Annotated in this window: 22 protein-coding genes and 1 other RNA gene; 17 read left to right on the forward strand and 6 right to left on the reverse strand. The window is 64.7% G+C overall.

Annotation, left to right across the window (positions count from 1 at the left end):
* The first annotated feature begins 7 nt into the window (after positions 1–7).
* Positions 8–1,897, forward strand: a complete 1,890-nt coding sequence (locus KHO22_RS19485; RefSeq protein WP_211948811.1) for an ABCB family ABC transporter ATP-binding protein/permease — start codon at positions 8–10, stop codon at positions 1,895–1,897.
* Positions 1,898–1,924: 27 nt separating this feature from the next.
* On the opposite strand, the gene KHO22_RS19490 is transcribed toward KHO22_RS19485, so the two are convergent.
* Both KHO22_RS19490 and KHO22_RS19495 read right to left on the reverse strand, forming a co-directional pair.
* The gene (locus KHO22_RS19490; protein ID WP_211948812.1) at positions 1,925–2,383 is read right to left on the reverse strand and encodes an Lrp/AsnC family transcriptional regulator; all 459 of its coding nucleotides are present in this window, start codon (positions 2,381–2,383) and stop codon (positions 1,925–1,927) included.
* Between the two features lie 61 nt (positions 2,384–2,444).
* Entirely contained in the window at positions 2,445–3,002 is a 558-nt protein-coding gene (locus tag KHO22_RS19495) for a cysteine dioxygenase family protein (RefSeq protein WP_211948813.1), read from the reverse strand.
* A gap of 209 nt (positions 3,003–3,211) precedes the next feature.
* Between KHO22_RS19495 and KHO22_RS19500 the strand changes: the two genes are divergently transcribed.
* From KHO22_RS19500 to KHO22_RS19525, 6 genes are all read left to right on the forward strand, one after another.
* Entirely contained in the window at positions 3,212–4,165 is a 954-nt protein-coding gene (locus KHO22_RS19500; RefSeq protein WP_211948814.1) for a LysR substrate-binding domain-containing protein, read from the forward strand.
* Positions 4,166–4,305: 140 nt separating this feature from the next.
* Positions 4,306–5,613, forward strand: coding sequence for a Glu/Leu/Phe/Val family dehydrogenase (locus tag KHO22_RS19505; RefSeq protein ID WP_211948815.1), 1,308 nt, complete (start codon positions 4,306–4,308; stop codon positions 5,611–5,613).
* 248 nt (positions 5,614–5,861) lie between these two features.
* Positions 5,862–6,761 carry a glutamate/aspartate ABC transporter substrate-binding protein gene (locus tag KHO22_RS19510; protein WP_211948816.1) on the forward strand — a complete coding sequence of 300 codons (900 nt, stop codon included), beginning with the start codon at positions 5,862–5,864 and terminating at the stop codon, positions 6,759–6,761.
* A gap of 63 nt (positions 6,762–6,824) precedes the next feature.
* Entirely contained in the window at positions 6,825–7,553 is a 729-nt protein-coding gene (locus KHO22_RS19515) for an amino acid ABC transporter permease (RefSeq protein WP_211948817.1), read from the forward strand.
* 9 nt (positions 7,554–7,562) lie between these two features.
* Positions 7,563–8,246, forward strand: coding sequence for a glutamate/aspartate ABC transporter permease GltK (gene gltK, locus KHO22_RS19520; RefSeq protein WP_211948818.1), 684 nt, complete (start codon positions 7,563–7,565; stop codon positions 8,244–8,246).
* Entirely contained in the window at positions 8,243–8,977 is a 735-nt protein-coding gene (locus KHO22_RS19525; protein ID WP_211948819.1) for an amino acid ABC transporter ATP-binding protein, read from the forward strand. The genes gltK and KHO22_RS19525 overlap by 4 nt, the downstream gene beginning before the upstream one ends.
* 75 nt (positions 8,978–9,052) lie before the next feature.
* Here the strand turns inward: KHO22_RS19525 and KHO22_RS19530 are convergent, their stop codons facing one another.
* Positions 9,053–9,883: a class II glutamine amidotransferase gene (locus tag KHO22_RS19530; RefSeq protein ID WP_211948820.1), complete on the reverse strand. Its 831-nt coding sequence runs from the start codon at positions 9,881–9,883 to the stop codon at positions 9,053–9,055.
* A 133-nt stretch (positions 9,884–10,016) separates the two neighbouring features.
* On the opposite strand from KHO22_RS19530, the gene KHO22_RS19535 reads away from it, so the two are divergent.
* The 5 genes from KHO22_RS19535 (at position 10,017) to rnpB (ending at position 14,711) form a co-directional block, all read left to right on the forward strand.
* Entirely contained in the window at positions 10,017–11,090 is a 1,074-nt protein-coding gene (locus KHO22_RS19535; RefSeq protein WP_211948821.1) for a tartrate dehydrogenase, read from the forward strand.
* Complete coding sequence (locus KHO22_RS19540) at positions 11,087–12,400, forward strand: glycerate kinase type-2 family protein (protein ID WP_211948822.1); 1,314 nt, start codon at positions 11,087–11,089, stop codon at positions 12,398–12,400. The genes KHO22_RS19535 and KHO22_RS19540 overlap by 4 nt, the downstream gene beginning before the upstream one ends.
* A gap of 45 nt (positions 12,401–12,445) precedes the next feature.
* Positions 12,446–13,480 (forward strand): dihydroorotase, encoded by a 1,035-nt coding sequence (gene pyrC, locus KHO22_RS19545; protein WP_211948823.1) that lies wholly within the window; start codon positions 12,446–12,448, stop codon positions 13,478–13,480.
* A gap of 11 nt (positions 13,481–13,491) precedes the next feature.
* Entirely contained in the window at positions 13,492–14,334 is an 843-nt protein-coding gene (locus tag KHO22_RS19550; protein WP_230426935.1) for a DUF3025 domain-containing protein, read from the forward strand.
* A 35-nt stretch (positions 14,335–14,369) separates the two neighbouring features.
* Positions 14,370–14,711, forward strand: an RNA gene (gene rnpB / locus KHO22_RS19555) — RNase P RNA component class A.
* Between the two features lie 54 nt (positions 14,712–14,765).
* Here the strand turns inward: rnpB and KHO22_RS19560 are convergent.
* Complete coding sequence (locus KHO22_RS19560) at positions 14,766–15,188, reverse strand: OsmC family protein (RefSeq protein WP_211948824.1); 423 nt, start codon at positions 15,186–15,188, stop codon at positions 14,766–14,768.
* Between the two features lie 750 nt (positions 15,189–15,938).
* On the opposite strand from KHO22_RS19560, the gene rplM reads away from it, so the two are divergent.
* From rplM to erpA, 4 genes are all read left to right on the forward strand, one after another.
* Positions 15,939–16,367, forward strand: coding sequence for a 50S ribosomal protein L13 (gene rplM / locus KHO22_RS19565; protein WP_010813907.1), 429 nt, complete (start codon positions 15,939–15,941; stop codon positions 16,365–16,367).
* A 12-nt stretch (positions 16,368–16,379) separates the two neighbouring features.
* Positions 16,380–16,772 carry a 30S ribosomal protein S9 gene (rpsI, locus tag KHO22_RS19570; protein ID WP_211948825.1) on the forward strand — a complete coding sequence of 131 codons (393 nt, stop codon included), beginning with the start codon at positions 16,380–16,382 and terminating at the stop codon, positions 16,770–16,772.
* 434 nt (positions 16,773–17,206) lie between these two features.
* Entirely contained in the window at positions 17,207–17,668 is a 462-nt protein-coding gene (locus KHO22_RS19575) for a bactofilin family protein (protein ID WP_211948826.1), read from the forward strand.
* 102 nt (positions 17,669–17,770) lie between these two features.
* Positions 17,771–18,139 (forward strand): iron-sulfur cluster insertion protein ErpA, encoded by a 369-nt coding sequence (gene erpA / locus KHO22_RS19580; RefSeq protein WP_211948827.1) that lies wholly within the window; start codon positions 17,771–17,773, stop codon positions 18,137–18,139.
* A 45-nt stretch (positions 18,140–18,184) separates the two neighbouring features.
* On the opposite strand, the gene KHO22_RS19585 is transcribed toward erpA, so the two are convergent.
* Complete coding sequence (locus KHO22_RS19585; protein ID WP_211948828.1) at positions 18,185–18,985, reverse strand: phytanoyl-CoA dioxygenase family protein; 801 nt, start codon at positions 18,983–18,985, stop codon at positions 18,185–18,187.
* Positions 18,986–19,075: 90 nt separating this feature from the next.
* On the opposite strand from KHO22_RS19585, the gene KHO22_RS19590 reads away from it, so the two are divergent.
* Positions 19,076–19,981, forward strand: coding sequence for a LysR family transcriptional regulator (locus KHO22_RS19590; protein WP_211948829.1), 906 nt, complete (start codon positions 19,076–19,078; stop codon positions 19,979–19,981).
* A 32-nt stretch (positions 19,982–20,013) separates the two neighbouring features.
* On the opposite strand, the gene KHO22_RS19595 is transcribed toward KHO22_RS19590, so the two are convergent.
* A complete protein-coding gene (locus KHO22_RS19595; protein WP_211948830.1) occupies positions 20,014–21,141 on the reverse strand; it encodes an anhydro-N-acetylmuramic acid kinase in 1,128 nt (375 codons plus the stop codon).
* Positions 21,142–21,153 lie beyond the last annotated feature (12 nt).

Raw genomic sequence — 21,153 nt, forward strand, 5'->3', positions numbered from 1 at the left:
CTATCGTATGCGCCGCTATTCCACGACCGCGGAACCGTCCCCCGCAAAACCCGCCACACTGTTCCCCGGCCAGCGCGCGCCGCGCAGCGACTGGCAGACCGTACGCAACCTGGTGCCCTATGTCTGGCACTACAAGTGGCGCGTGATGCTTGCGCTGGTCTGCCTGGTGGCGGCCAAGTTCGCCAACCTGGGCGTGCCGGTGCTGATGAAGCGGCTGATCGACAGCATGAACATTACCGCCGGCGATCCGCGCGCGCTGCTGGTGGTGCCGGTCGGGCTGATCGTGGCCTACGGCGTGCTGCGGCTCTCGTCCACGCTGTTCACGGAGTTGCGTGAGATCCTCTTTTCCAAGGTGACGCAGAGCGCGGTACGGGAAATCGCGCTGCAGGTGTTCCGGCATCTGCATGCGCTGTCGCTGCGCTTTCACCTGGACCGGCAGACCGGCGGCATGAGCCGCGATATCGAGCGCGGCACGCGCGGCATCCAGTCGCTGATCTCGTATTCGTTGTACAGCATCCTGCCGACGCTGGTGGAGATGGCGCTGGTGCTGGGCTTCTTCGTGCTGCACTACGACATCTGGTTTGCCGCCATCACGGGCTGCGCGCTGGTGGGCTACATCGTCTTCACCATCGTCGTGACCGAATGGCGCACGCATTTCCGCCGCAAGATGAACGAGCTGGATTCGCGCGCGAACCAGAAGGCCATCGATTCGCTGCTTAACTTCGAGACGGTCAAGTACTTCGGCAACGAGGAGTACGAGGCGCAGCGCTATGACGAGAACCTGCGCAAATACCGCACCGCGGCGATCCGTTCGCAGAACTCGCTGTCCTTCCTGAATTTCGGCCAGCAGACCATCATCGCGGCAGGGCTGATCCTGATCCTGTGGCGCGCCACCGTGGGCGTGGTGGCGGGCAAGCTGACGCTGGGCGACCTGGTCCTGGTCAACACGCTGATGATCCAGCTCTATATCCCGCTAAACTTCCTCGGCGTGATCTACCGCGAGATCAAGCAGGCCACCACCGACATGGACCGCATGTTCGTGCTGCTGGGCACGCACCAGGAGGTGGCCGATACCGCGGGCGCGCAGCCGCTCAAGGTGCAGGGCGCGGAAGTGCGCTTCCGCCATGTGCGTTTTGGCTATGAGTCGAACCGCGTGATCCTGGATGACGTCGATTTCACCATTGCGGCGGGCACCACCACGGCGGTGGTAGGGCACAGCGGCTCGGGCAAGTCGACGCTCGCGCGCCTGCTGTTCCGCTTCTATGACGTCGGCGGCGGCGCCATCCTGATCGACGGGCAGGACATGCGGCAGATCACGCAGGACAGCCTGCGTCGGTCGATCGGCATCGTGCCGCAGGACACGGTGCTGTTCAACGACAGCATCTTCTACAACATTGCCTATGGCCGGCCCGATGCCACGCATGACGAAGTCATCGCAGCGGCGAGTGCGGCGCAGATCGACCAGTTCATTCGCGAACTGCCGACGGGCTACGACACGCCCGTCGGCGAGCGCGGCCTCAAGCTCTCGGGTGGTGAAAAGCAGCGCGTGGCGATCGCCCGGACGCTGCTGAAGAATCCGCCGATCCTGGTGTTCGACGAAGCGACCTCCGCGCTGGACTCGCGCACCGAGCAGGCCATCCAGGCCGAGCTGATGCGGCTCGCGCAGAACCGCACCACGCTGCTGATCGCGCACCGGCTGTCCACCGTGGTCCATGCCGACCAGATCCTGGTGATGGACCATGGGCGCATCGTCGAGCGCGGCACCCACGCCGAACTGATGCGCGCGGGCGGCCGCTATGCGGAGATGTGGGAGATCCAGGCGCGCAGCGCGGCGCAGGGTGAGACCGTGGCCGACGAACTGGCGATCGACGTCGGCGACGCCACGCAGGATGCCTGAGCGCCCACGTGATGCCTTGGGCCACCACTATGCATAATCGAGCGGCAGCGCCGTGGTGTACTTGATCTGCTCCATCGCAAAGCTGGAACTCACGTCGGCGAGTTCCGAGCCCTGGATCAGCTTCTTGTACACGCGGTCATAAGCGGCGATGTCGGGTACCACCACGCGCAGCAGGTAGTCGGTGTCGCCGGCCATGCGGTAGAACTCGGTCACTTCCGGAATCGAGGCCACCAGCGCATGGAACTGCTTGAGCCATTTGACGTTGTGCTGGCTGGTGCGGACGGAGACGAACACCGTCACGCCGGCATTGAGCTTTCCGGCATCGAGCAGCGCCACGCGCTTGCGGATCAGCCCGGCTTCCTCGAGCTTCTGGATGCGGCGCCAGCACGGGGTCGAAGTCAGGCCGACGCGTTCACCGATCTCGGCCACCGGCACCGTGGCGTCTTCCTGCAGGATGGCAAGGATCTGTTTGTCGTAGCGGTCCATCGATGAGTGCGGGTTTCACGGGGGTTGTGGCAACCCTTCACGCTGTCCCCGGGGCGGCGTGTCAGGTGTCGATGGTGTCAACCAGCAGGTTGACGCCGGTGGAGATGTGGTCCTGGTCCACGCCGTACAAATGCAGCGACACGGCAACGGCGTCGCTGGCATTGCCAAGCGCATGGATGTGCTGCAGTCCCGCCGGCACGCTGAAGGTGGCGCCGGCACGGCGTTCGACGCTGCCGGTCTGCGTGGCGCGGCGGGTGGACGGATTCCACTGGTAATGGCGCTCGCTCAGCGTGCCGTGCAGCACGCGGTACGCGCACCAGGTGCGATGCCCATGCACCGGGCTGGACTGGCCGGGGCGCCAGACCAGCAGCATGGCCGAGAAGCGCGCGAGTGGATCGGCATAGACCAGATGGCGCGTGTAGGCGTGCGGGCTGCCCAGCAGCGCGCCGGGCGGCAGACAGGCCAGCAGCGTGTCGGCGTCGGGCAGGCAGCTGTCGAGATTGCCGGCTACCATGCGCGCGCTGTGCGCGAAGGTTGCCTCCATGCTGCGCGCGAGCTGGCCCAGGGGGCCGGCATGGACGGCGGGCGTGCTGCCTGCGGCGGCTGGACTGGGTTGCATGGCGGGCTCCGTGATGTTCTTGGTATGTGGGAATCATAGGAGCGGCTCCGGAGCAAAGGCATGCATTGTGTCGCCGGATGTTGCGGTCGCATGCAATCACATGCTCATAATATATCAATCTATGGAATCAGATTCCAGACCGTCCCGGTTTCGGGAAATACGCTACGCGCCAGTGCCGCCGGCGCCCGAGCCGGTGGATAATCCGCGTCATGGAAATCAAATGGCTTGAAGACTTCGTCAGCCTGGCCGAGACCCACAGCTTCTCGCGCTCGGCCGAACTGCGGCATGTCACCCAGCCGGCGTTCTCGCGCCGGATCCAGTCGCTGGAGGCGTGGGTCGGTACGGAGCTGATCGATCGCTCCAGCTACCCGACCAGCCTGACCGCCGCCGGCAAGGTGTTCTACGAGCAGGCACTGGCGATGCTGGCGCAGGTCAGCGAGACGCGCGCGCTGATGCGGGGCCAGCGCTCATCGAACGCGCAGGTGCTGGAATTTGCCGTGCCGCACACGCTGTCGCTGACTTTCTTCCCCGAATGGCTCAAGGCGCTGGAGCGCAAGGTCGGCACGCTGCCGTGCCGGCTGCGCGCGCTCAACGTGCACGACGCGGTGCTGATGCTGGTGGAGGGCGGCTGCGACCTGGTCATGGTTTACCACCACGCGCGGCAGGCGATCCAGCTCGATCCGTCACGCTATGACATGCTGGTGCTCGGCACTGAACGGCTGTCGCCCTACAGCGTGCCCGACGGCACCGGCAAGCCGCTGTACCGGCTGCCCGGCACGGACAAGAAGCCGGTGCCGTTCCTGAGCTACACGCCCAATGCCTTCCTCGGTCGCATGGTGGACATGCTGCTGGCCGATACCTCGGAAGAACTCAAGCTCGACAAATGCTATGAGACGGACATGGCCGAGGCGCTCAAGGTCATGGCGCTGTCCGGGCACGGCATGGCGTTCCTGCCCGAGAGCGCGGTGCGCGACGACGTGGCGCAGGGCCGGCTGGTGCGTGCCGAGTCCGCGCGCGGGCTGCCACTGTCGATCGACATGGAGATCCGTCTGTACCGCGAGCGTCCGGGTGAGAACGGCAACGACCGGCGGGCTACGGCGGCACGCCGCAAGCGGCAGCTGGTGGATCAGGTCTGGTCGACGCTGGTGCCGTCGCCAGCCTAGCGATGAAGAGCTGCCGCGTGTTGACGGGTCATCTCCAAAGGTTATGCCGGAATTGCATGACCGGATGAACAAACGGCATTGGATTCCGGGCCGGCGCCACGCCTAAGCTTGCGGGCATTCTCCACCCCGGAACCAACCCGATGTCATCCGCAGCACCGACCAATATTGCTGGCCAAAAGCACGCACTGCCGTCCTACCTCAACGCCGACAACCTCGGCCCATGGGGCATCTACCTGCAACAAGTGGACCGTGTCACGCCCTACCTGGGCTCCCTGGCACGCTGGGTTGAAACCCTCAAGCGCCCCAAGCGCGCGCTGGTCGTCGACGTACCCATCGAGCTGGACAACGGCACCATTGCCCACTACGAGGGCTATCGCGTGCAGCACAACCTGTCGCGTGGCCCGGGCAAGGGCGGCGTGCGTTTCCACCAGGACGTGACGCTGTCGGAAGTGATGGCGCTGTCGGCGTGGATGTCGGTGAAGAACGCCGCGGTGAATGTGCCCTACGGCGGCGCCAAGGGCGGCATCCGGGTCGATCCGCGCACGCTGTCGCACGCCGAGCTGGAGCGCCTGACGCGCCGTTACACCAGCGAAATCAACATCATCATCGGGCCGAGCAAGGACATCCCGGCGCCGGACGTCAACACCAATGCCCAGGTGATGGCGTGGATGATGGACACCTATTCGATGAACTCCGGCAGCACGGCTACCGGGGTCGTGACCGGCAAGCCGATCTCGCTGGGCGGCTCGCTGGGTCGCCATGAGGCAACCGGCCGCGGCGTGTTCGTAGTCGGCTCCGAGGCCGCGCGCAATATCGGCCTGGAGATCAAGGGCGCCCGCGTGGCGGTGCAGGGTTTCGGCAACGTCGGCGCCGTCGCCGCCAAGCTGTTCCAGGAAGCCGGCGCCAAGGTGGTGGCCGTGCAGGACCACCGCACCACGCTGTACAACCCGGCCGGCCTGGACGTGCCGGCGATGATGGAATACGCCTCGCACAGCGGCACCATCGACGGCTACCAGGCGGAAGTCATTTCGTCGGAACAGTTCTGGCAAGTGGACTGCGACATCCTGATCCCGGCGGCGCTGGAAGGCCAGATCACGGCGCAGAACGCGCCCCAGATCAAGGCAAAGCTGGTCATCGAAGGTGCAAACGGCCCGACCACGCCCCAGGCGGATGACATCCTGCGCGAACGCAATATCCTGGTGGCGCCGGACGTGATCGCCAACGCTGGCGGCGTAACCGTGTCCTACTTCGAGTGGGTGCAGGACTTTTCCAGCTTCTTCTGGACGGAAGAGGAAATCAACCAGCGCCTGGTACGGATCATGCAAGAGGCATTCCGGGCAATCTGGCAGGTGGCGCAGGACAACAAGGTGACACTGCGCACGGCTGCGTTTATCGTGGCTTGCACGCGGATCCTGCAGGCGCGCGAAATGCGCGGCCTGTACCCCTGATGCAAACGCGTTGCGCCGTCAACTGATCTGTTGCGGTGCGGCAACGTCGAAATGACCGCCAGACGCGGCCCGGGGCTATGTCCCCGGGCCGCGTTGTCATATCCGGCGTCGCTGCGCACCTATGCCGTGAATTCGACTTCTAGGAGTAAAACCCAGTTGTTTTGAGCGGGATGCTACGCAATACTGTTTCATCTGTGGGACATTCGACAGTAGAATCCCGCCTTTCTCTTCATGGTCAAGGAGATGTTATGAAAATTGCCAAGTTGGCTTCCCTGATGATGGCTGCAGGCCTGGTGTGCGGAACCGCACAGGCTGCCGAGCAACTGACGGGCACGCTGAAGAAGATCAAAGACACCGGTGTGATTACGCTTGGCGTGCGCGATTCGTCGATCCCGTTCAATTACAACCTGGGCGGGGTTCGTCAGGTCGGCTATTCCTACGACATCAACATGAAGATCGTGGAAGCCATCAAGGATCAGCTCAAGATGCCCAACCTGCAGGTGAAGGAAATCCCGATCACCTCGCAGAACCGCATCACGCTGCTGCAGAACGGCACCATCGACATCGAGTGCGGCTCGACCACGAACAACCTGGAGCGCCAGAAGCAGGCTTCGTTCACCACCAGCATCTTCATCATCGGCACGCGCATCATGGTGAAGAAGGATGGCGGCATCAAGGACTGGGCCGACCTGAAGGGCAAGAACGTCGTGACCACCGCCGGCACCACGTCCGAGCGCCTGCTGCGCAAGATGAACGATGACCAGAAGCTGGGCATGAACATCATCAGCACCAAGGACCATGGCCAGTCGTTCCTGACGCTGGAATCGGGCCGCGCCGTGGCGTTCATGATGGACGACGCGCTGCTCTACGGCGAGCGCGCCAAGGCCAAGAACCCGGCGGACTGGATCGTGGTCGGCAAGGCGCAATCGCGTGAGTCGTACGGCTGCATGATCCGCAAGGACGATGCCCCGTTCAAGAAGCTGTCCGACACGGTCATCACCGGCCTGATGAAGGACGGCTCGATCAATACGATGTATACGAAGTGGTTCATGCAACCGGTGCCGCCGAAGGGCCTGAACCTTGACTTCCCGCTGTCGGAAGACATGAAGGCGCTCTTCAAGACCCCGAACGACAAGGCACTCGACTGACCTGCCGAAACCAGGAGTGCGAAACGGAAGGCATGTCCTTCCGTTTCTTTTTGAGGACGCATCATGAACTACAACTGGCATTGGGGAGTATTCCTCGAGCAGGCTGCCCAGAACGAGACCTACCTGGACTGGATGATTTCCGGCCTGAAGGTCACGATCGCGCTTGGGCTCACGTCCTGGGTCATTGCCCTGGCCATCGGCTCCGTGCTCGGCGTGCTGCGCACCGTGCCCAACAAGTGGCTGTCGGGCCTTGCCGCGGCCTATGTCGAAGTCTTCCGCAATATTCCGCTGCTGGTGCAGCTGTTCATCTGGTACTTCGTCGGCCCCGAACTGCTGCCCGGCGGCGAGGCCATCAAGCAGATGAACCCGTTCGCCCAGCAGTTCCTGGCAGCCATGCTGTGCCTGGGCACCTTCACCGCGGCCCGGGTCTGCGAGCAGGTGCGTTCGGGCATCAATTCGCTGCCGCGCGGCCAGACGAATGCCGGGCTGGCCATGGGTTTCACGCTGTCGCAGACCTATCGCTTCGTGCTGTTGCCGATGGCTTTCCGCGTCATCGTGCCGCCGCTGACGTCCGAATTCCTGAACATCTTCAAGAACTCGGCAGTGGCGTCGACGATCGGCCTGCTCGAACTGGCGGCGCAAGGACGGCAACTGGTGGACTACACCGCGCGCCCGTACGAGTCGTTCATCGCGGTGACGTTGATGTACGCGCTCATCAATATCGTCGTCATGCTGGTCATGCGCTGGGTCGAAGCCCGCAGCCGCGTGCCCGGTTTCATCGGCAGCAAGTGAGGGGGCGTCATGGCATATGAATTCGACTTCAGCTCCATTACCCCAGCCACGCTGGAGGTGCTGGGCGAGGGCATGCTGGTCTCCCTCAAGATCACCGTTACGGCCGTGATCGTAGGCATCGTCTGGGGCACCATCCTGGCGATGATGCGCCTGTCGTCCGTCAAGGCGTTCAACTGGTTTGCGCAGGGGTACGTGACCATCTTCCGCTCCATCCCGCTGGTGATGGTGCTGCTGTGGTTCTTCCTGATCATCCCGCAGGTGCTGCAGAATTTCTTCAACCTGTCGCCGGCATCGGACCTGCGCATGACGTCCGCGCTGATCGCGTTCTCGCTGTTCGAGGCGGCCTACTATTCGGAGATCATCCGGGCGGGTATCCAGAGCGTCTCGCGCGGGCAGATGTTCGCCGCGCAGGCGCTGGGCATGACCTACGGGCAGACCATGAAGCTGGTGATCCTGCCGCAGGCGTTCCGCAACATGGTGCCGTTGCTGCTGACGCAGGGCATCATCCTGTTCCAGGATACGTCGCTGGTCTACGTGAGCGCGCTGGCCGACTTCTTTGGCCAGGCCTACGGCGTTGGCGAGCGTGATGGCCGCATCGTGGAAATGCTGCTGTTCGCCGGCCTCGTGTATTTTGTTATCTGCTACTCCGTTTCGCTGATGGTCAAGCGTTACCAGAAAAAGGTGGCCGTATGATTGAAATCAACAATGTTTCCAAGTGGTATGGCGCCTTCCAGGTGCTGACCGACTGCACCACCAGGGTTGCCAAGGGCGAGGTCGTGGTGGTTTGCGGACCGTCGGGCTCGGGCAAGTCGACGCTGATCAAGACCGTCAATGCCTTGGAGCCGTTCCAGAAGGGCGACATCCTCGTGGACGGGACCTCGGTCGGCGATTCGAAGACCAACCTGCCCAAGCTGCGTTCGCGCGTGGGCATGGTGTTCCAGAACTTCGAGCTGTTCCCGCACCTGTCGATCACTGAGAACCTGACCATCGCGCAGATGAAGGTGCTCGGCCGCTCGAAGGAAGAGGCCACGGCCAAGGGCCTGAAGTACCTGGAACGCGTGGGCCTGAAGAGCCAGGCGGCCAAGTACCCGGGCCAGCTCTCGGGCGGCCAGCAGCAGCGCGTGGCGATCGCGCGCGCGTTGTCGATGGATCCGATCTGCATGCTGTTCGATGAACCGACTTCGGCGCTGGACCCGGAGATGGTCAACGAAGTGCTGGACGTGATGGTGCAGCTCGCGCAGGAAGGCATGACCATGATGTGCGTGACCCACGAAATGGGCTTTGCACGCAAGGTGGCCAACCGCGTGATCTTCATGGACGCGGGCAAGATCGTCGAGGACTGCGCCAAGGAAGAATTCTTCGGCAATATCGATCAGCGCTCGGATCGCGCGAAGCAGTTCCTGTCGAAGATCCTGCATCACTGATGCCGTAGCACGCTGGTACGAAAAAGGGACGCCACGGCGTCCCTTTGTTCTGTTGTGACCCGTACCCGTCCGGGGTCAGGTGCAGGCCGTATTGGCCGCGTTCTTCGCCTGCACTTCCGGCGGGATCGGCACGGTCAGCTTCATCTCCGGACGTCCGTCGATGAACATGATCAGCTCGCCCGGCTCGAAGCGCGTCCAGGTCTCGTTGTCGGTCAGGGGCTGGGTGGCGATGACCGCGACCCGGTCATCCGGCGTGGTGACCTGGGCGAAGTCGATCGACAGGTCGGCGTCGATCAGGTGCGCGGTCGAGAACGGCCATTGCCGCACGATGTAGTACAGCCGCGTCGAGCAGTGCGCGAACAAGGCCTGCCCGTTGCACAGCAGGTAATTGAACACGCCGTGCGTGGTGATTTCGCGGGTGATGTCCCCCAGCGCATGGCACAGCTCGTTCAGCGGCGGCTGCGAGCCGGGGAAGCGCTTGCGCAGCCCCTGCATCAGCGTGCAGAAGGCGAGTTCGCTGTCGGTGTCGCCCACGGGCTGGTAGACGCCGGACAGGAACGGCGCGAAGTTCAGCAGGTCGCCGTTGTGCGCGAAGATCCAGTGCCGGCCCCATAGCTCGCGCATGAACGGGTGGCAGTTCTCCAGCAGCACCGTGCCCTGCGTGGCCTTGCGGATGTGGGAAATGACGTTCTTGGACTTGATCGGGTAACGCTTGATCAGGTCTGCGACGGGCGATGTGCCGGCCGACTGGTTGTCGATGAAGAGCCGGCAGGCCTTGTCTTCGAAGAAGGCCACCCCGAAACCGTCGGAGTGGTGGTCGGTCACGCCGCCGCGGGCAGCGAAGCCTGTGAAGGAGAACGTCACGTCGGTCGGCGTGGCGCAGTTCATGCCTAGCAGCTGGCACATGGCGGGGCACCGGGTCGGCAGGGGGCTGCCGCTTTGCAATAGAATGCAGACATTATCCCGCGCCCCCGGGCCGCTGCCAAGCGCACGCCCCAAGGGCGCCTCCGGCTATCCTGCACCACGCCTCCCGACCGCTATGAGCCAATACAAGATTGCCGTAATTCCCGGAGACGGAATCGGCACGGAAGTGATGCCCGAGGGCGTTCGCGTCATGGATGCTGCCGCCCGCAAGTTCGGCATCGACTTCCAGTGGGACCACTTCGATTTCTCCAGCTGCGACTACTACGCCCGCCACGGCAAGATGCTGCCCGACGACTGGTTCGACACGCTGGTCAAGTACGACGCCATCTACTTTGGCGCCGTGGGCTGGCCCGATGCCGTGCCCGACCACGTGTCGCTGTGGGGCTCTCTGCTGCAGTTCCGCCGTTCCTTCGACCAGTACGTGAACCTGCGGCCGGTGCGGCTGATGCCCGGCATCAAAAGCCCGCTGGCCGACCGCAAGCCTGGCGATATCGATTTTTACGTGGTGCGCGAGAACACCGAGGGCGAGTATTCGAGCATCGGCGGCCGCATGTTCCCGAATACCGAGCGCGAGATCGTGATGCAGGAAACGGTGATGAGCCGGGTCGGCGTCGACCGCATCCTGAAGTTCGCGTTCGAGCTGGCGAAGAAGCGCCCGAAACAGCACCTGACATCGGCGACCAAGTCCAACGGCATCTCGATCACGATGCCTTACTGGGACGAGCGCGTGGAGGCGATGGCGGCGAACTACCCCGGCCTGAAGGTCGACAAGTACCACATCGACATCCTGACCGCGCATTTCGTCCAGCATCCCGACTGGTTCGACGTGGTCGTGGCGAGCAACCTGTTTGGCGACATCCTGTCCGACCTGGGCCCGGCGTGCACCGGCACCATCGGCATTGCGCCGTCGGGCAATATCAACCCGGACCGCACGTACCCGAGCCTGTTCGAGCCGGTGCACGGCTCCGCGCCGGACATTGCCGGACGCGGCGTGGCCAACCCGATCGGCCAGATCTGGTGTGGCGCCATGATGCTGGAGCACCTCGGCCACGACCAGGCCGGCGCAGCAGTGCTGGGCGCGATCGAGAAGGTGCTGGCCGCAGGGCCCGAACATGCGCCGCTGACGCGCGACATCGGCGGCACGGCGGGGACCGCGGACCTGGGCCGCGCGATCGCGGAGGCACTGTGAGCGCGGCGGGCGGTTTCACGAGCGATCCGCGCGCGCTGCTGCTGGAGACGTTCCAGGCCGCGGTGGCGGCGGCCGATCCGCTCAAGATCGTGGCCGGGCACCTGCCGCCGCCGCAGTCTGGCGGCCGCACGCTGGTCGTGGGCGCGGGCAAGGCCGCGGCGTCGATGGCGCTGGCGGTGGAGCAGGCCTATGCCGGCAAGACGCAGATCGAGGGACTGGTGGTCACGCGCTACGCGCATGGCCTGCCGACCCGACACGTACGCGTGATCGAGGCCGGGCATCCGGTGCCGGACGAAGCCGGCGAGCAGGCCGCGGCCGAGATACTGGCCCGCGTGTCGGCGCTGACGCCGCAGGATCGCCTGCTGGTGCTGGTGTCCGGCGGCGGCTCAAGCCTGCTGTCACTGCCGGCCGAAGGCATTCCGATGGCGGACCTCAAGGCCACGACGAAAGAGCTGCTGCGCTGTGGCGCGCCGATCACCGAGATGAACATCGTGCGCAAGCACATCTCGCGCATCCAGGGCGGCCGGCTGGCGCAGGCCAGCCAGGCGCCGGTGACGACGCTGATCGTCTCGGATGTGGCTGGCGACGATCCCAGCGCGATTGCGTCGGGGCCGACCGTGGCGGACCCGAGCACGTTTGCCGATGCGCTCGATATCCTGCGGCGCTATGGCGCCACCGTGCCGGAGAGCGTGCGGTCGCACCTGGAGCGCGGTGCCCGCGGCGAGGTGCCGGAAACGCCCAAGCCCGGCGACCCGCTGTTCGGGCGCGTCGACAATCGCATGATCGCCACCGCACACGGCAGCCTGCAGGCCGCCGCGGCGCGGTTCCGCGAACGCGGCATCACCCCGGTGATCCTCGGCGACACGGTGACGGGCGAGGCGCAGGAGGTCGCGCGCGTCTATGCCGCGCTGGTGCGCGAAATTCGCGCGTACAATGCGCCGTTCGCCGCGCCCGTGGCGCTGATCTCGGGCGGTGAATGCACGGTCACATTGCCGGCCGGCGGTGGCAGTGGCAAGGCGAGGGGCGGGCGCTGTTCGGAATTCCTGCTGTCGCTGGCTATCGAACTGGCAGGCACGGAAGGCGTGCATGCCATCGCGGCCGATACCGACGGCATCGACGGTTCCGAGGACAACGCGGGCGCGCTCGCGGACCCGACCACCCTGGCGCGTGCCGAGGCGGCTGGCGTGCCGGCGCGTGGCCAGCTCGACGCGCACGACGCCTGGGGCCTGTTCGATGCCATCGGCGACCTGGTCGTGACCGGTCCCACGCGCACCAATGTGAACGATTACCGCGCCATCCTGATTCTCTAACTTCCAGATCGCCTGCCGCGCTTGCGGCGGCAGGCCCAGCAAGCCATGACCCAGAAGCTCACCATTACCCGCCCGGACGACTGGCACCTGCACCTGCGCGACGGTGCCGCCCTGGCAGCCGTGCTGCCCGACACGGCGCGCCAGTTCGGCCGCGCCATCATCATGCCGAACCTGAAGCCGCCCGTGACCACGGTGGAACAGGCGCAGGCCTATCGCGCGCGCATCCTGGCCGCACTGCCGGCCGGCATGAGCTTCGAGCCGCTGATGACGCTGTACCTGACCGATAACACCCAGGCCGAGGAAATCGTCGCGGCCAAGGCGAGCGGCTTCGTGCACGGCGTCAAGCTGTACCCGGCCGGCGCCACGACCAACAGCGATGCCGGTGTGACCGACCTCCGCCGCTGCTCGGCCGCGCTCGAGGCGATGCAGCGCGTGGGCCTGCCACTGCTGGTGCACGGCGAAGTGACCGATGGCGACATCGACGTCTTCGACCGCGAAGCCGTCTTCATCGACCGCGTCATGACGCCGCTGCGCCGCGACTTTCCGGAGCTGAAGGTGGTGTTTGAACACATCACCACCAAGGATGCGGCCCAGTACGTGCGCGATGCCAGCGGCCCGGTGGGCGCGACCATCACGGCGCACCACCTGCTGTACAACCGCAACGCGATCTTCGTCGGCGGCATTCGCCCGCATTACTACTGCCTGCCGGTGCTCAAGCGCGAGATCCACCGCGAGGCGCTGGTCGCCGCGGCAACGTCCGGCAGCGACCGCTTCTTCCTGGGCACCGACAGCGCCCCGCACGCGCGCGGCCTGAAGGAACATGCCTGCGGCTGCGCCGGTTGCTACACCGCGCTGCACGCGATGGAGCTCTATGCCGAAGCGTTCGATGCCGCCGGCGCACTCGACAAGCTCGAAGCGTTCGCAAGCTTCAACGGCCCCGCGTTCTACGAGTTGCCGCGCAATGCCGGCACCCTGACGCTGGAGCGCGAAGACTGGCAACTGCCGGCCGAACTGCCCTACGGCGACGCCACCCTGGTGCCGCTGCGCGCGGGCGAAACGCTGCGCTGGAAGGCGCGCTGAAGCGCAGGGCATTGACGGCAGTCCCACCGGCGGCGAACCAGGCGTTCGCCGCTTCTCTTTCGGCGATCGACTGGACGCGACCGTGGTTCCTGCCCTTTGCGGTCATCGGCGCGCGCCTGGCCGAGTTCGTGGCGGATGGCGTTTCCTTGCACGCGTGCCTGAACGAGCAGGCAGCCCGGGCAGGCTTGTGCAATATCCGGGGCCTGCCGCTGAGTTTCGTCGCGCAAGAGGCGTTGCCTGCCGGCACTGCCTATGAGTCGCATATCCACGCCACCGGCGCGGTGCCGACCCGCGACAATCTCCACGATTTCTTCAACGCGCTGATCTGGCTGCATTTTCCGCGGGCGAAGGCGCGGCTCAACGCGATCCAGGCCGAGGTGATCGGATGCGCGGGCGTCCGGGCCGGCCGTGGCGGCGCGCGTGATGCCGCAACGCTGTTCGACGAGAACGCGGTTTTGTTCCTCAGCGCCGACGCCAGCCTCGAGGCGGCGTTGCGCGGGTTTGAGTGGCAGGAACTGTTTGTCCGGCGCAGGGAGGACTGGGGCCGCCAGTGCGTGGTGGTGCCGTTCGGCCACGCGCTGCTGGAAAAAATGGTGGATCCCTACAAGTCAGTCACGGCTCATGCATGGCCGCTGGCGCTGCCAGCGGCATCGGCCCGATCGACCCTGGTCGATGACGCTCTGGCCATATCATTGCGGGCGGCTGCCGACGCCGGCACGCTGCGCGGCGGCCGCAGCTTCGCGCCATTGCCCGTCATGGGGATTCCCGGCTGGTGCAATGCCAATGCCGATGCGGCGTACTACGCCGACACGACGGTGTTCCGGCCCGGCCGGCGCCAGTCGATCGCGGGCTGACCGGCGGCGCGCAATGGTGTTAGACTTCGGGCCGCAAAGCAGGCCAGACAATCGCTGCTTGCATCGCAAGGTGCAAGGGGAGGAAAGTCCGGACTCCACAGGGCAGGGTGTTGGCTAACAGCCATCCACGGTGACGTGCGGAATAGGGCCACAGAGACGAGTCTTGCCGCCAGGTTCTCCTGGCGGGAAGGGTGAAACGCGGTAACCTCCACCTGGAGCAATCCCAAATAGGCAGGCATCGAGGCGGCCCGCTGAGCCTGCGGGTAGGGAGCTGGAGCCGGCTGGCAACAGTCGGCCTAGAGGAATGGTTGTCACGCGTCGCCCGCCGCAAGGTGTGGTGGCGTGCACAGAATCCGGCTTATCGGCCTGCTTTGCGCTTGTCTTCCCATGTTTGCCCGGCCGGTCCTCGACTGCCCGGGCTCCACGCCCCGTCAGCCTTCGACGATTTCCATCGTGTGCGTGATCTCCGCGGTCTTGGCGATCATGATCGACGCCGAGCAGTATTTCTCGTGCGAGAGCTTGATCGCGCGCTCGACCGTGGCCGGGTTCAGGTTCTTGCCGGTGACCACGAAATGGAAGTTGATGCGGGTGAAGACCTTGGGATCTTCGTTGGCGCGTTCGGCTTCGAGCTTCACGCTGCAGCCGCTGACCTCCTGGCGGCCGCGCTTGAGGATCAGGACCACATCATAGGCGGTGCAGCCGCCGGTACCCAGCAACACCATCTCCATCGGACGCGGCGCCAGGTTGTGGCCGCCGCCTTCCGGTGCGCCATCCATGGCGACGATGTGCCCGCTGCCGGTCTGGGCGACGAAGCTCATGCCCTCGGCGCCCATCCATGTCACTTTGCATTCCATTCTGTTTGTTCCTGTTGTCTGAGTCGTGTGTTTCTGGTCACAAGCGCGTGATCTCGAATCTTGCTTTTTCCAGGATACGACATCGTAAAGTCGGTGGACTCGATGCCGATATCCATGAAGAAACTGAGGGTTTCTTCTAATGTGTCAGCCGGATGAAAGTATGGTTCTCACGTCAACATGCTGATTCTAAAGGAAAAATTCAGATTTTGAGTAGGGCGGATTTCATCCCATGATGTGGAATCGCATTTCGCAGTGCAGATTTCGCTTGCATCAGGGATTACCCCATGTATAATTCCAATCATTGAACGACGGCGCAGACAGCGCGCCAGAGTGCGAAAGCGAAGCCCCCGGCCACGCCCTCCGCACCGCCCGCAAGAAACACCGTCGATCTCCCAGTGTCTCCTCCACCCTCCTCCTTTGGTGGATTCAAACCCAAGCCCCAACCGGCTTGGGTTTTTTTTCGCCGTTTTTCCTGCGCCCGGGGAAGTGCATCAAGGGTCTCGGCTGGGCTCGCGGCCGGCTGCGGTAGTGGTGATCTTGACGAAATCCCTTGACTTTGCTTGTGCCGGGCTCGCGTCCGACAGTATAATCTACGGCTTTTCCGCCATGCCCGCGGGAAGAGAAGTTGGGAGAGCCTGCAAAGACAAGCAGGAAGGCCAGGTCCAAAGGACCGGCCGACGAGACTTGCAGGGGCGAGTACAAGCCTTCGCGAGTCAGTATCGGGCAGTTCTCTAATAGTCAGGAAAAATCATGAAGACCTTTTCCGCCAAGCCTCATGAGGTAAAGCGCGACTGGTACGTGATTGACGCGACGGACAAAGTCCTCGGCCGTGTTGCCAGCGAAGTGGCACGCCGTCTGCGCGGCAAGCACAAGCCGGAATTTACTCCGCACGTCGACACCGGTGATTACATCATCATCGTCAATGCAGCCAAGCTGCGTGTCACGGGTACCAAGGAAACGGACAAGAAGTACTATCGCCATTCGGGTTACCCGGGCGGTATCTACGAAACGACGTTTGGCAAGATGCAGCAGCGCTTCCCGGGCCGTGCCCTGGAGAAGGCTGTCAAGGGCATGCTGCCGAAGGGTCCGCTGGGCTACGCGATGATCAAGAAGCTGAAGGTTTACGCCGAAGCCGAGCATCCGCACGAAGCGCAGCAGCCCAAGGCGCTGGAAATCTAAGGAGGCCAATCCATGATCGGTAACTGGAATTACGGTACTGGCCGCCGCAAGAGCGCCGTGGCACGTGTCTTCATCAAGTCGGGCAAGGGCGACATCGTCGTCAATGGCAAGCCCATCAAGGAATACTTCGCTCGCGAAACTTCCCTGATGATCGTGCGCCAGCCGCTGGAACTGACTGAGCACGCCGAAACGTTCGACATCAAGGTCAACGTGACCGGTGGTGGCGAAACCGGCCAGGCCGGTGCCGTCCGTCACGGCATCACCCGTGCCCTGATCGACTACGACGCAACGTTGAAGTCGGCCCTGTCGAAGGCTGGCTACGTCACGCGTGACGCGCGTGAAGTCGAGCGTAAGAAGGTCGGTCTGCACAAGGCACGTCGCCGCAAGCAGTTCTCGAAGCGCTGATGTGTATTCGCCGGTCCGGCATTGCCGGATCGCGCGAAGCAAGAAAAGCCGCACGCTGGTCGTGCGGTTTTTTTTCGCCCGTTCGCCGGCACAGCGCCTGCGCTGTGTGAAAAAGTCACAAATTCGTTCCCTCCGTTGGTGGGGGCAATGGCTGGGCCCGGATACAATGGCGCCGCTGCCGGGTCGGCCCATGCCCGAACAGGCATTGGTTCGCTCGTTCCGCAGCTGCGTGGCTCAGGAAGACGCCACGCAACGCAATGTCGATGTGGCGATTCCTCGAATCGCTGTTGCCTGCCGATAACAACAAGGATCGCATCCAGCCTGCAGTCTTGTGGCGAACCGAAGTTCGCGCTCCCCGGGATGTGTGAAGGCGTGCCGGCTCTGTGCAGCTGCCAGGGCTTCGGCCGGCGACGAATCAAGTCAAGGAGAGAGGGATGTTGTTTTCCAAGAAGAAGGGGCTCTCGATCGATACGCTGATCGGCGAAGGCACCGCTATCGACGGCGATCTGGTGTTTTCAGGCGGTCTGCGGCTCGACGGCAAGGTGCGCGGCAATATCCGCGCCGCCGGCGACAATGCCAGCATGCTGGTCATCAGCGAGAAAGGCATGGTGGAAGGCGAGATCACCGTCGGGCACCTGATCCTGAATGGCACGGTGAAGGGGCCCGTCCATGCCGGCGAATTGCTGGAACTCCAGCCACACGCACGCGTGCTTGGCGAGGTGCGCTATGCCGCGCTCGAAATGCACCAGGGGGCATTGGTCGAAGGGCGTCTGGTGCCGCTGGGGCAGGAAGAAATCAAGGCGCTGCCGAACCTGGTGGCGGCTGAAGATGCCGGCGAAGACACCAAGGACGCTGGCGCCCCGCTTGAAGTCGCGGAAGCCGGGAAAGCGGCCTGAGCACCACGTGCAATCTTTCGCAGAAGCCCTTGAAAACCAAGGGTTTCGGCACGATTTTCCAGTAGCGCTTAGAATACAGGCGTATCTATTCAGGAGAACCCCATGAACGCAGTCGCAGAGGCACCCGCAACCGAGGACGTGCCGGCACCGTTCGTCTTTACCGACAGCGCCGCCGACAAGGTCAAGCAGTTGATCGAGGAAGAGGGCAATGCCGAACTGAAGCTGCGCGTGTTCGTGCAGGGCGGCGGCTGCTCAGGCTTCCAGTATGGCTTCACCTTCGACGAGGAAGTCAACGAAGACGACACCACGATGGTCAAGAACGGCGTCACCCTGCTGATCGACTCGATGAGCTACCAGTACCTGGTCGGCGCCGAGATCGACTACAAGGAAGACATCAACGGCGCGCAGTTCGTGATCAAGAACCCGAACGCTTCCACCACCTGTGGTTGCGGTTCTTCGTTCTCGGTCTGAGGCAAGACGTTTTCGGAAAGAAGCGCACCTTCGGGTGCGCTTTTTTTATTCCTGCTTCGCCCGCCAGACCACCGGAAACCAGTCGTCCCGCATCCGCTCGCCGGTTTGCTGGCCAATGCCGGGGAACGGCGGTGAGGTACGGCCCGGCCGTTCCATGAACCGCACATCGTCGCCGAGGAAGCGCGCCGAGAACGCGCGGCGCCGGCTGGTGCCGGTATTGCCGGCAGCGCCGTGAACGGTGCGGAAATCGAACACCACGGCGTCGCCGGGTTCCAGTTCGGGCTGCAGAATGGTGTGACTGCCGTCCTCCACATCAGGCATTTCCATGAAGGCGTCGTCGCCGCCATAGAAATTCTCGTTGCTGGCCCAGCGCTTGGGCCGGACAAGACGCGGCCAGCGGTGCGAGCCCGCCACCACGCGCAGGGTATTGGCCTGCGTCACGGGGTCCAGCGGAATCCAGTAGCTCGCGGTCTGCAGGCCATCCACGCAGTAGTAGGGCAGGTCCTGGTGCCAGGGCGTTGCCTTGGCCGTGCCGGGTTCCTTGACGAGGATATGCTCGTGAAACACCTGCGCTGTGCGTGACTGCATGATCTGCCCGGCAATGGCAGCGGCCGGCGAATGGCGGATGAAGGCCTCGAACGGTTCGATGCGCTGCCAGTTGCAGTAGTCCTCGAAGAAGCGCCCGCGCTCGCCGTCGCACACATTCTCGATCGCGAACGGGCCCGGCTGCGCCAGGTTCTGTTCAAAGCCGTCGCGCAAACGCTCCACCCAGTCGGTGAAGGCGCCGCGCAACACCAGCACGCCGTCGCGCTGGTAGGTGCCGACCTGTTCTGCGGTGATTTCCATGCAAAGGCTCCGGTACGGGGACGATCCCAGTATCGGCAACCCTGACTAATAGGAAAAGCATATATTTCCTATGCTGTAGTATAGGAAATCATGATTCCCTTCTCGTTCCGGCAACTCGAATACTTCGTGGCGGCGGCCGAGCACGGCAGCATCAGCGCCGCCGCGCGGGCGCGCCACGTATCCCAGCCGTCCGTGTCGACGGCCATCGCGCAACTCGAAGACACGCTGGGCGAGGCGCTGTTCCGCCGTCAGGTCAGCCGCGGCCTGGAACTCACGCCCGCAGGCCAGCGCCTGCTCACCCGGGCGCGCGATATCCTGGCGCTCGCCGCGGGGATCACCGTGGATGAGGCGGGACAGCAAGGCCTCAGCGGCCGGCTGTCGTTGATCTGCTTCCAGGATCTGGGCCCGTACTTCGTGCCCCGCCTGCTGGCGGGCTTCCGCGAGCGCCATCCGGGGGTTTCCGTCACGCTGTTCGAAGCGGACCTGGCGAGCGTCCATCGCACGCTGCAGGCCGGCAAGGCCGAGCTCGCGCTGACCTATGACCTCGGCTTCGATCAGCGCGTCGACCGCTGGATGCTGGCAAGCCTGCCGCCTTACGCGCTGCTGCCGGCGCACCATGCGCGCGCTGGCCAGCGCGACATCAGCCTGGCGGAGCTGGCTGCCGAGCGGCTGATCCTTGAGGATATCCCGCAGACCCGTGAGTACTTCCTGTCGCTGTTCTGGGCCCACGGCCTGCATCCGACGCTGCACCAATACACGCAAAGCTTCGAGATGCAACGCGGCCTGGTGGCGCATGGCTATGGGGTCGCGCTGTCCTGCACGCGCCCGGCCGGCGACCACAGCTATGACGGCTCGCCCATTGCCTGCCTGCCGTTGCGCGAGCCGGTGACCGCGCAGCGTGTCGTGCTGGCGCGCGCGCAGGCCGTGCGCGCGTCTCCGCTGTCGCGGGCCTTCATCGATTGGGTGGTGGAGAGCGGTGCCGCGGTGCCGGCATGAGTCCGGCCGGCGGACGGTGGATCAGCGGTGGATCAGCGGGGGTAGAGGGCGCCAAGCACGCGCGGACCGGCGGCACCGGTGACGGTGGCGACATTGCCCGGCAGGCGGAGCAGGCACTGGCGCGCCAGCCAGGCGAAGGCGATGGCCTCCACCTGGGAGACCGGCACCCCGAAGTCTTCTGTCGTCTGCACCGACAGGCCGGGCAGCGCCTGCGCCAGGCGCCGCATGATGTAGCCGTTGCGGGCGCCGCCGCCGCAAACGATCAGGCGTCGCGCCTGCGGCGAGTGGGCGCGGACATCGCGCGCAATCGCTTCGGCGGTCAGCGCGGCCAGGGTCGCCTGCACGTCGGCTGGCGTCGGTGCGGGCGTGCCCCGCGACGCGAGGCGCGCTTCCAGCCACGCGGGATGGAACTGGTCGCGGCCCGTGCTCTTGGGCGGTGCGGCATTGAAGTAAGGGTCGGCCAGGCATTCGGCCAGCAGTGCATCGTCGATGCGTCCGCTCGCGGCCCACGCGCCATCGTCGTCAAACGGCATGCCGAGCTGTTCGCCGATCCAGTAATCGAGCAGCGCATTGCCCGGCCCGCAGTCGAAGCCGATCACGGCGCCGCCGTTGCCGGGCAGCACGCTGATGTTGGAAATGCCGCCGATATTGCAGATCACGCGCGCTTCGGCTCCGTCACCGAACAGGGCCTGGTGCAGCGCCGGCACCAGCGGCGCTCCCTGGCCGCCGGCCGCCACGTCGCGGCTGCGGAAATCCGCCACCACGTCGATGCCCGCCAGTTCCGCAAGCAGTGCGGGGTGCTGGCTTTGCCGCGTGTAGCCGATCTCGTCGTAAAGGCCCGGGCGATGGCGGATGGTCTGCCCGTGCGCGCCGATCGCGGCAACTTCGTCCGGCCGCAGCGCCGCCTGTCCGAGCAGCGAGGCGACGCAGCCCGCGTAGACGCGCGCGAGTGCATTGGCGGCCAGCGCCTCGCGATGGATCTCGTTGTCGCCGGGCTGCTGCAACTGGCCGAAGTCCGCGCGCAGCGCGTCGGGGAAGGGCTCGTGCGCGGCGGCCAGCACGGCCGGGCGCTCGCCGCTGAAGTCCACCAGCACGGCGTCCGCGCCGTCCATGCTGGTGCCAGACATGATGCCGATATAGCAGTCGCCGTGCGCGCGCATGGAGTCTCCGGG

Source organism: Cupriavidus yeoncheonensis, assembly GCF_905397275.1.
Classification (GTDB): Bacteria; Pseudomonadota; Gammaproteobacteria; order Burkholderiales; family Burkholderiaceae; genus Cupriavidus; species Cupriavidus yeoncheonensis.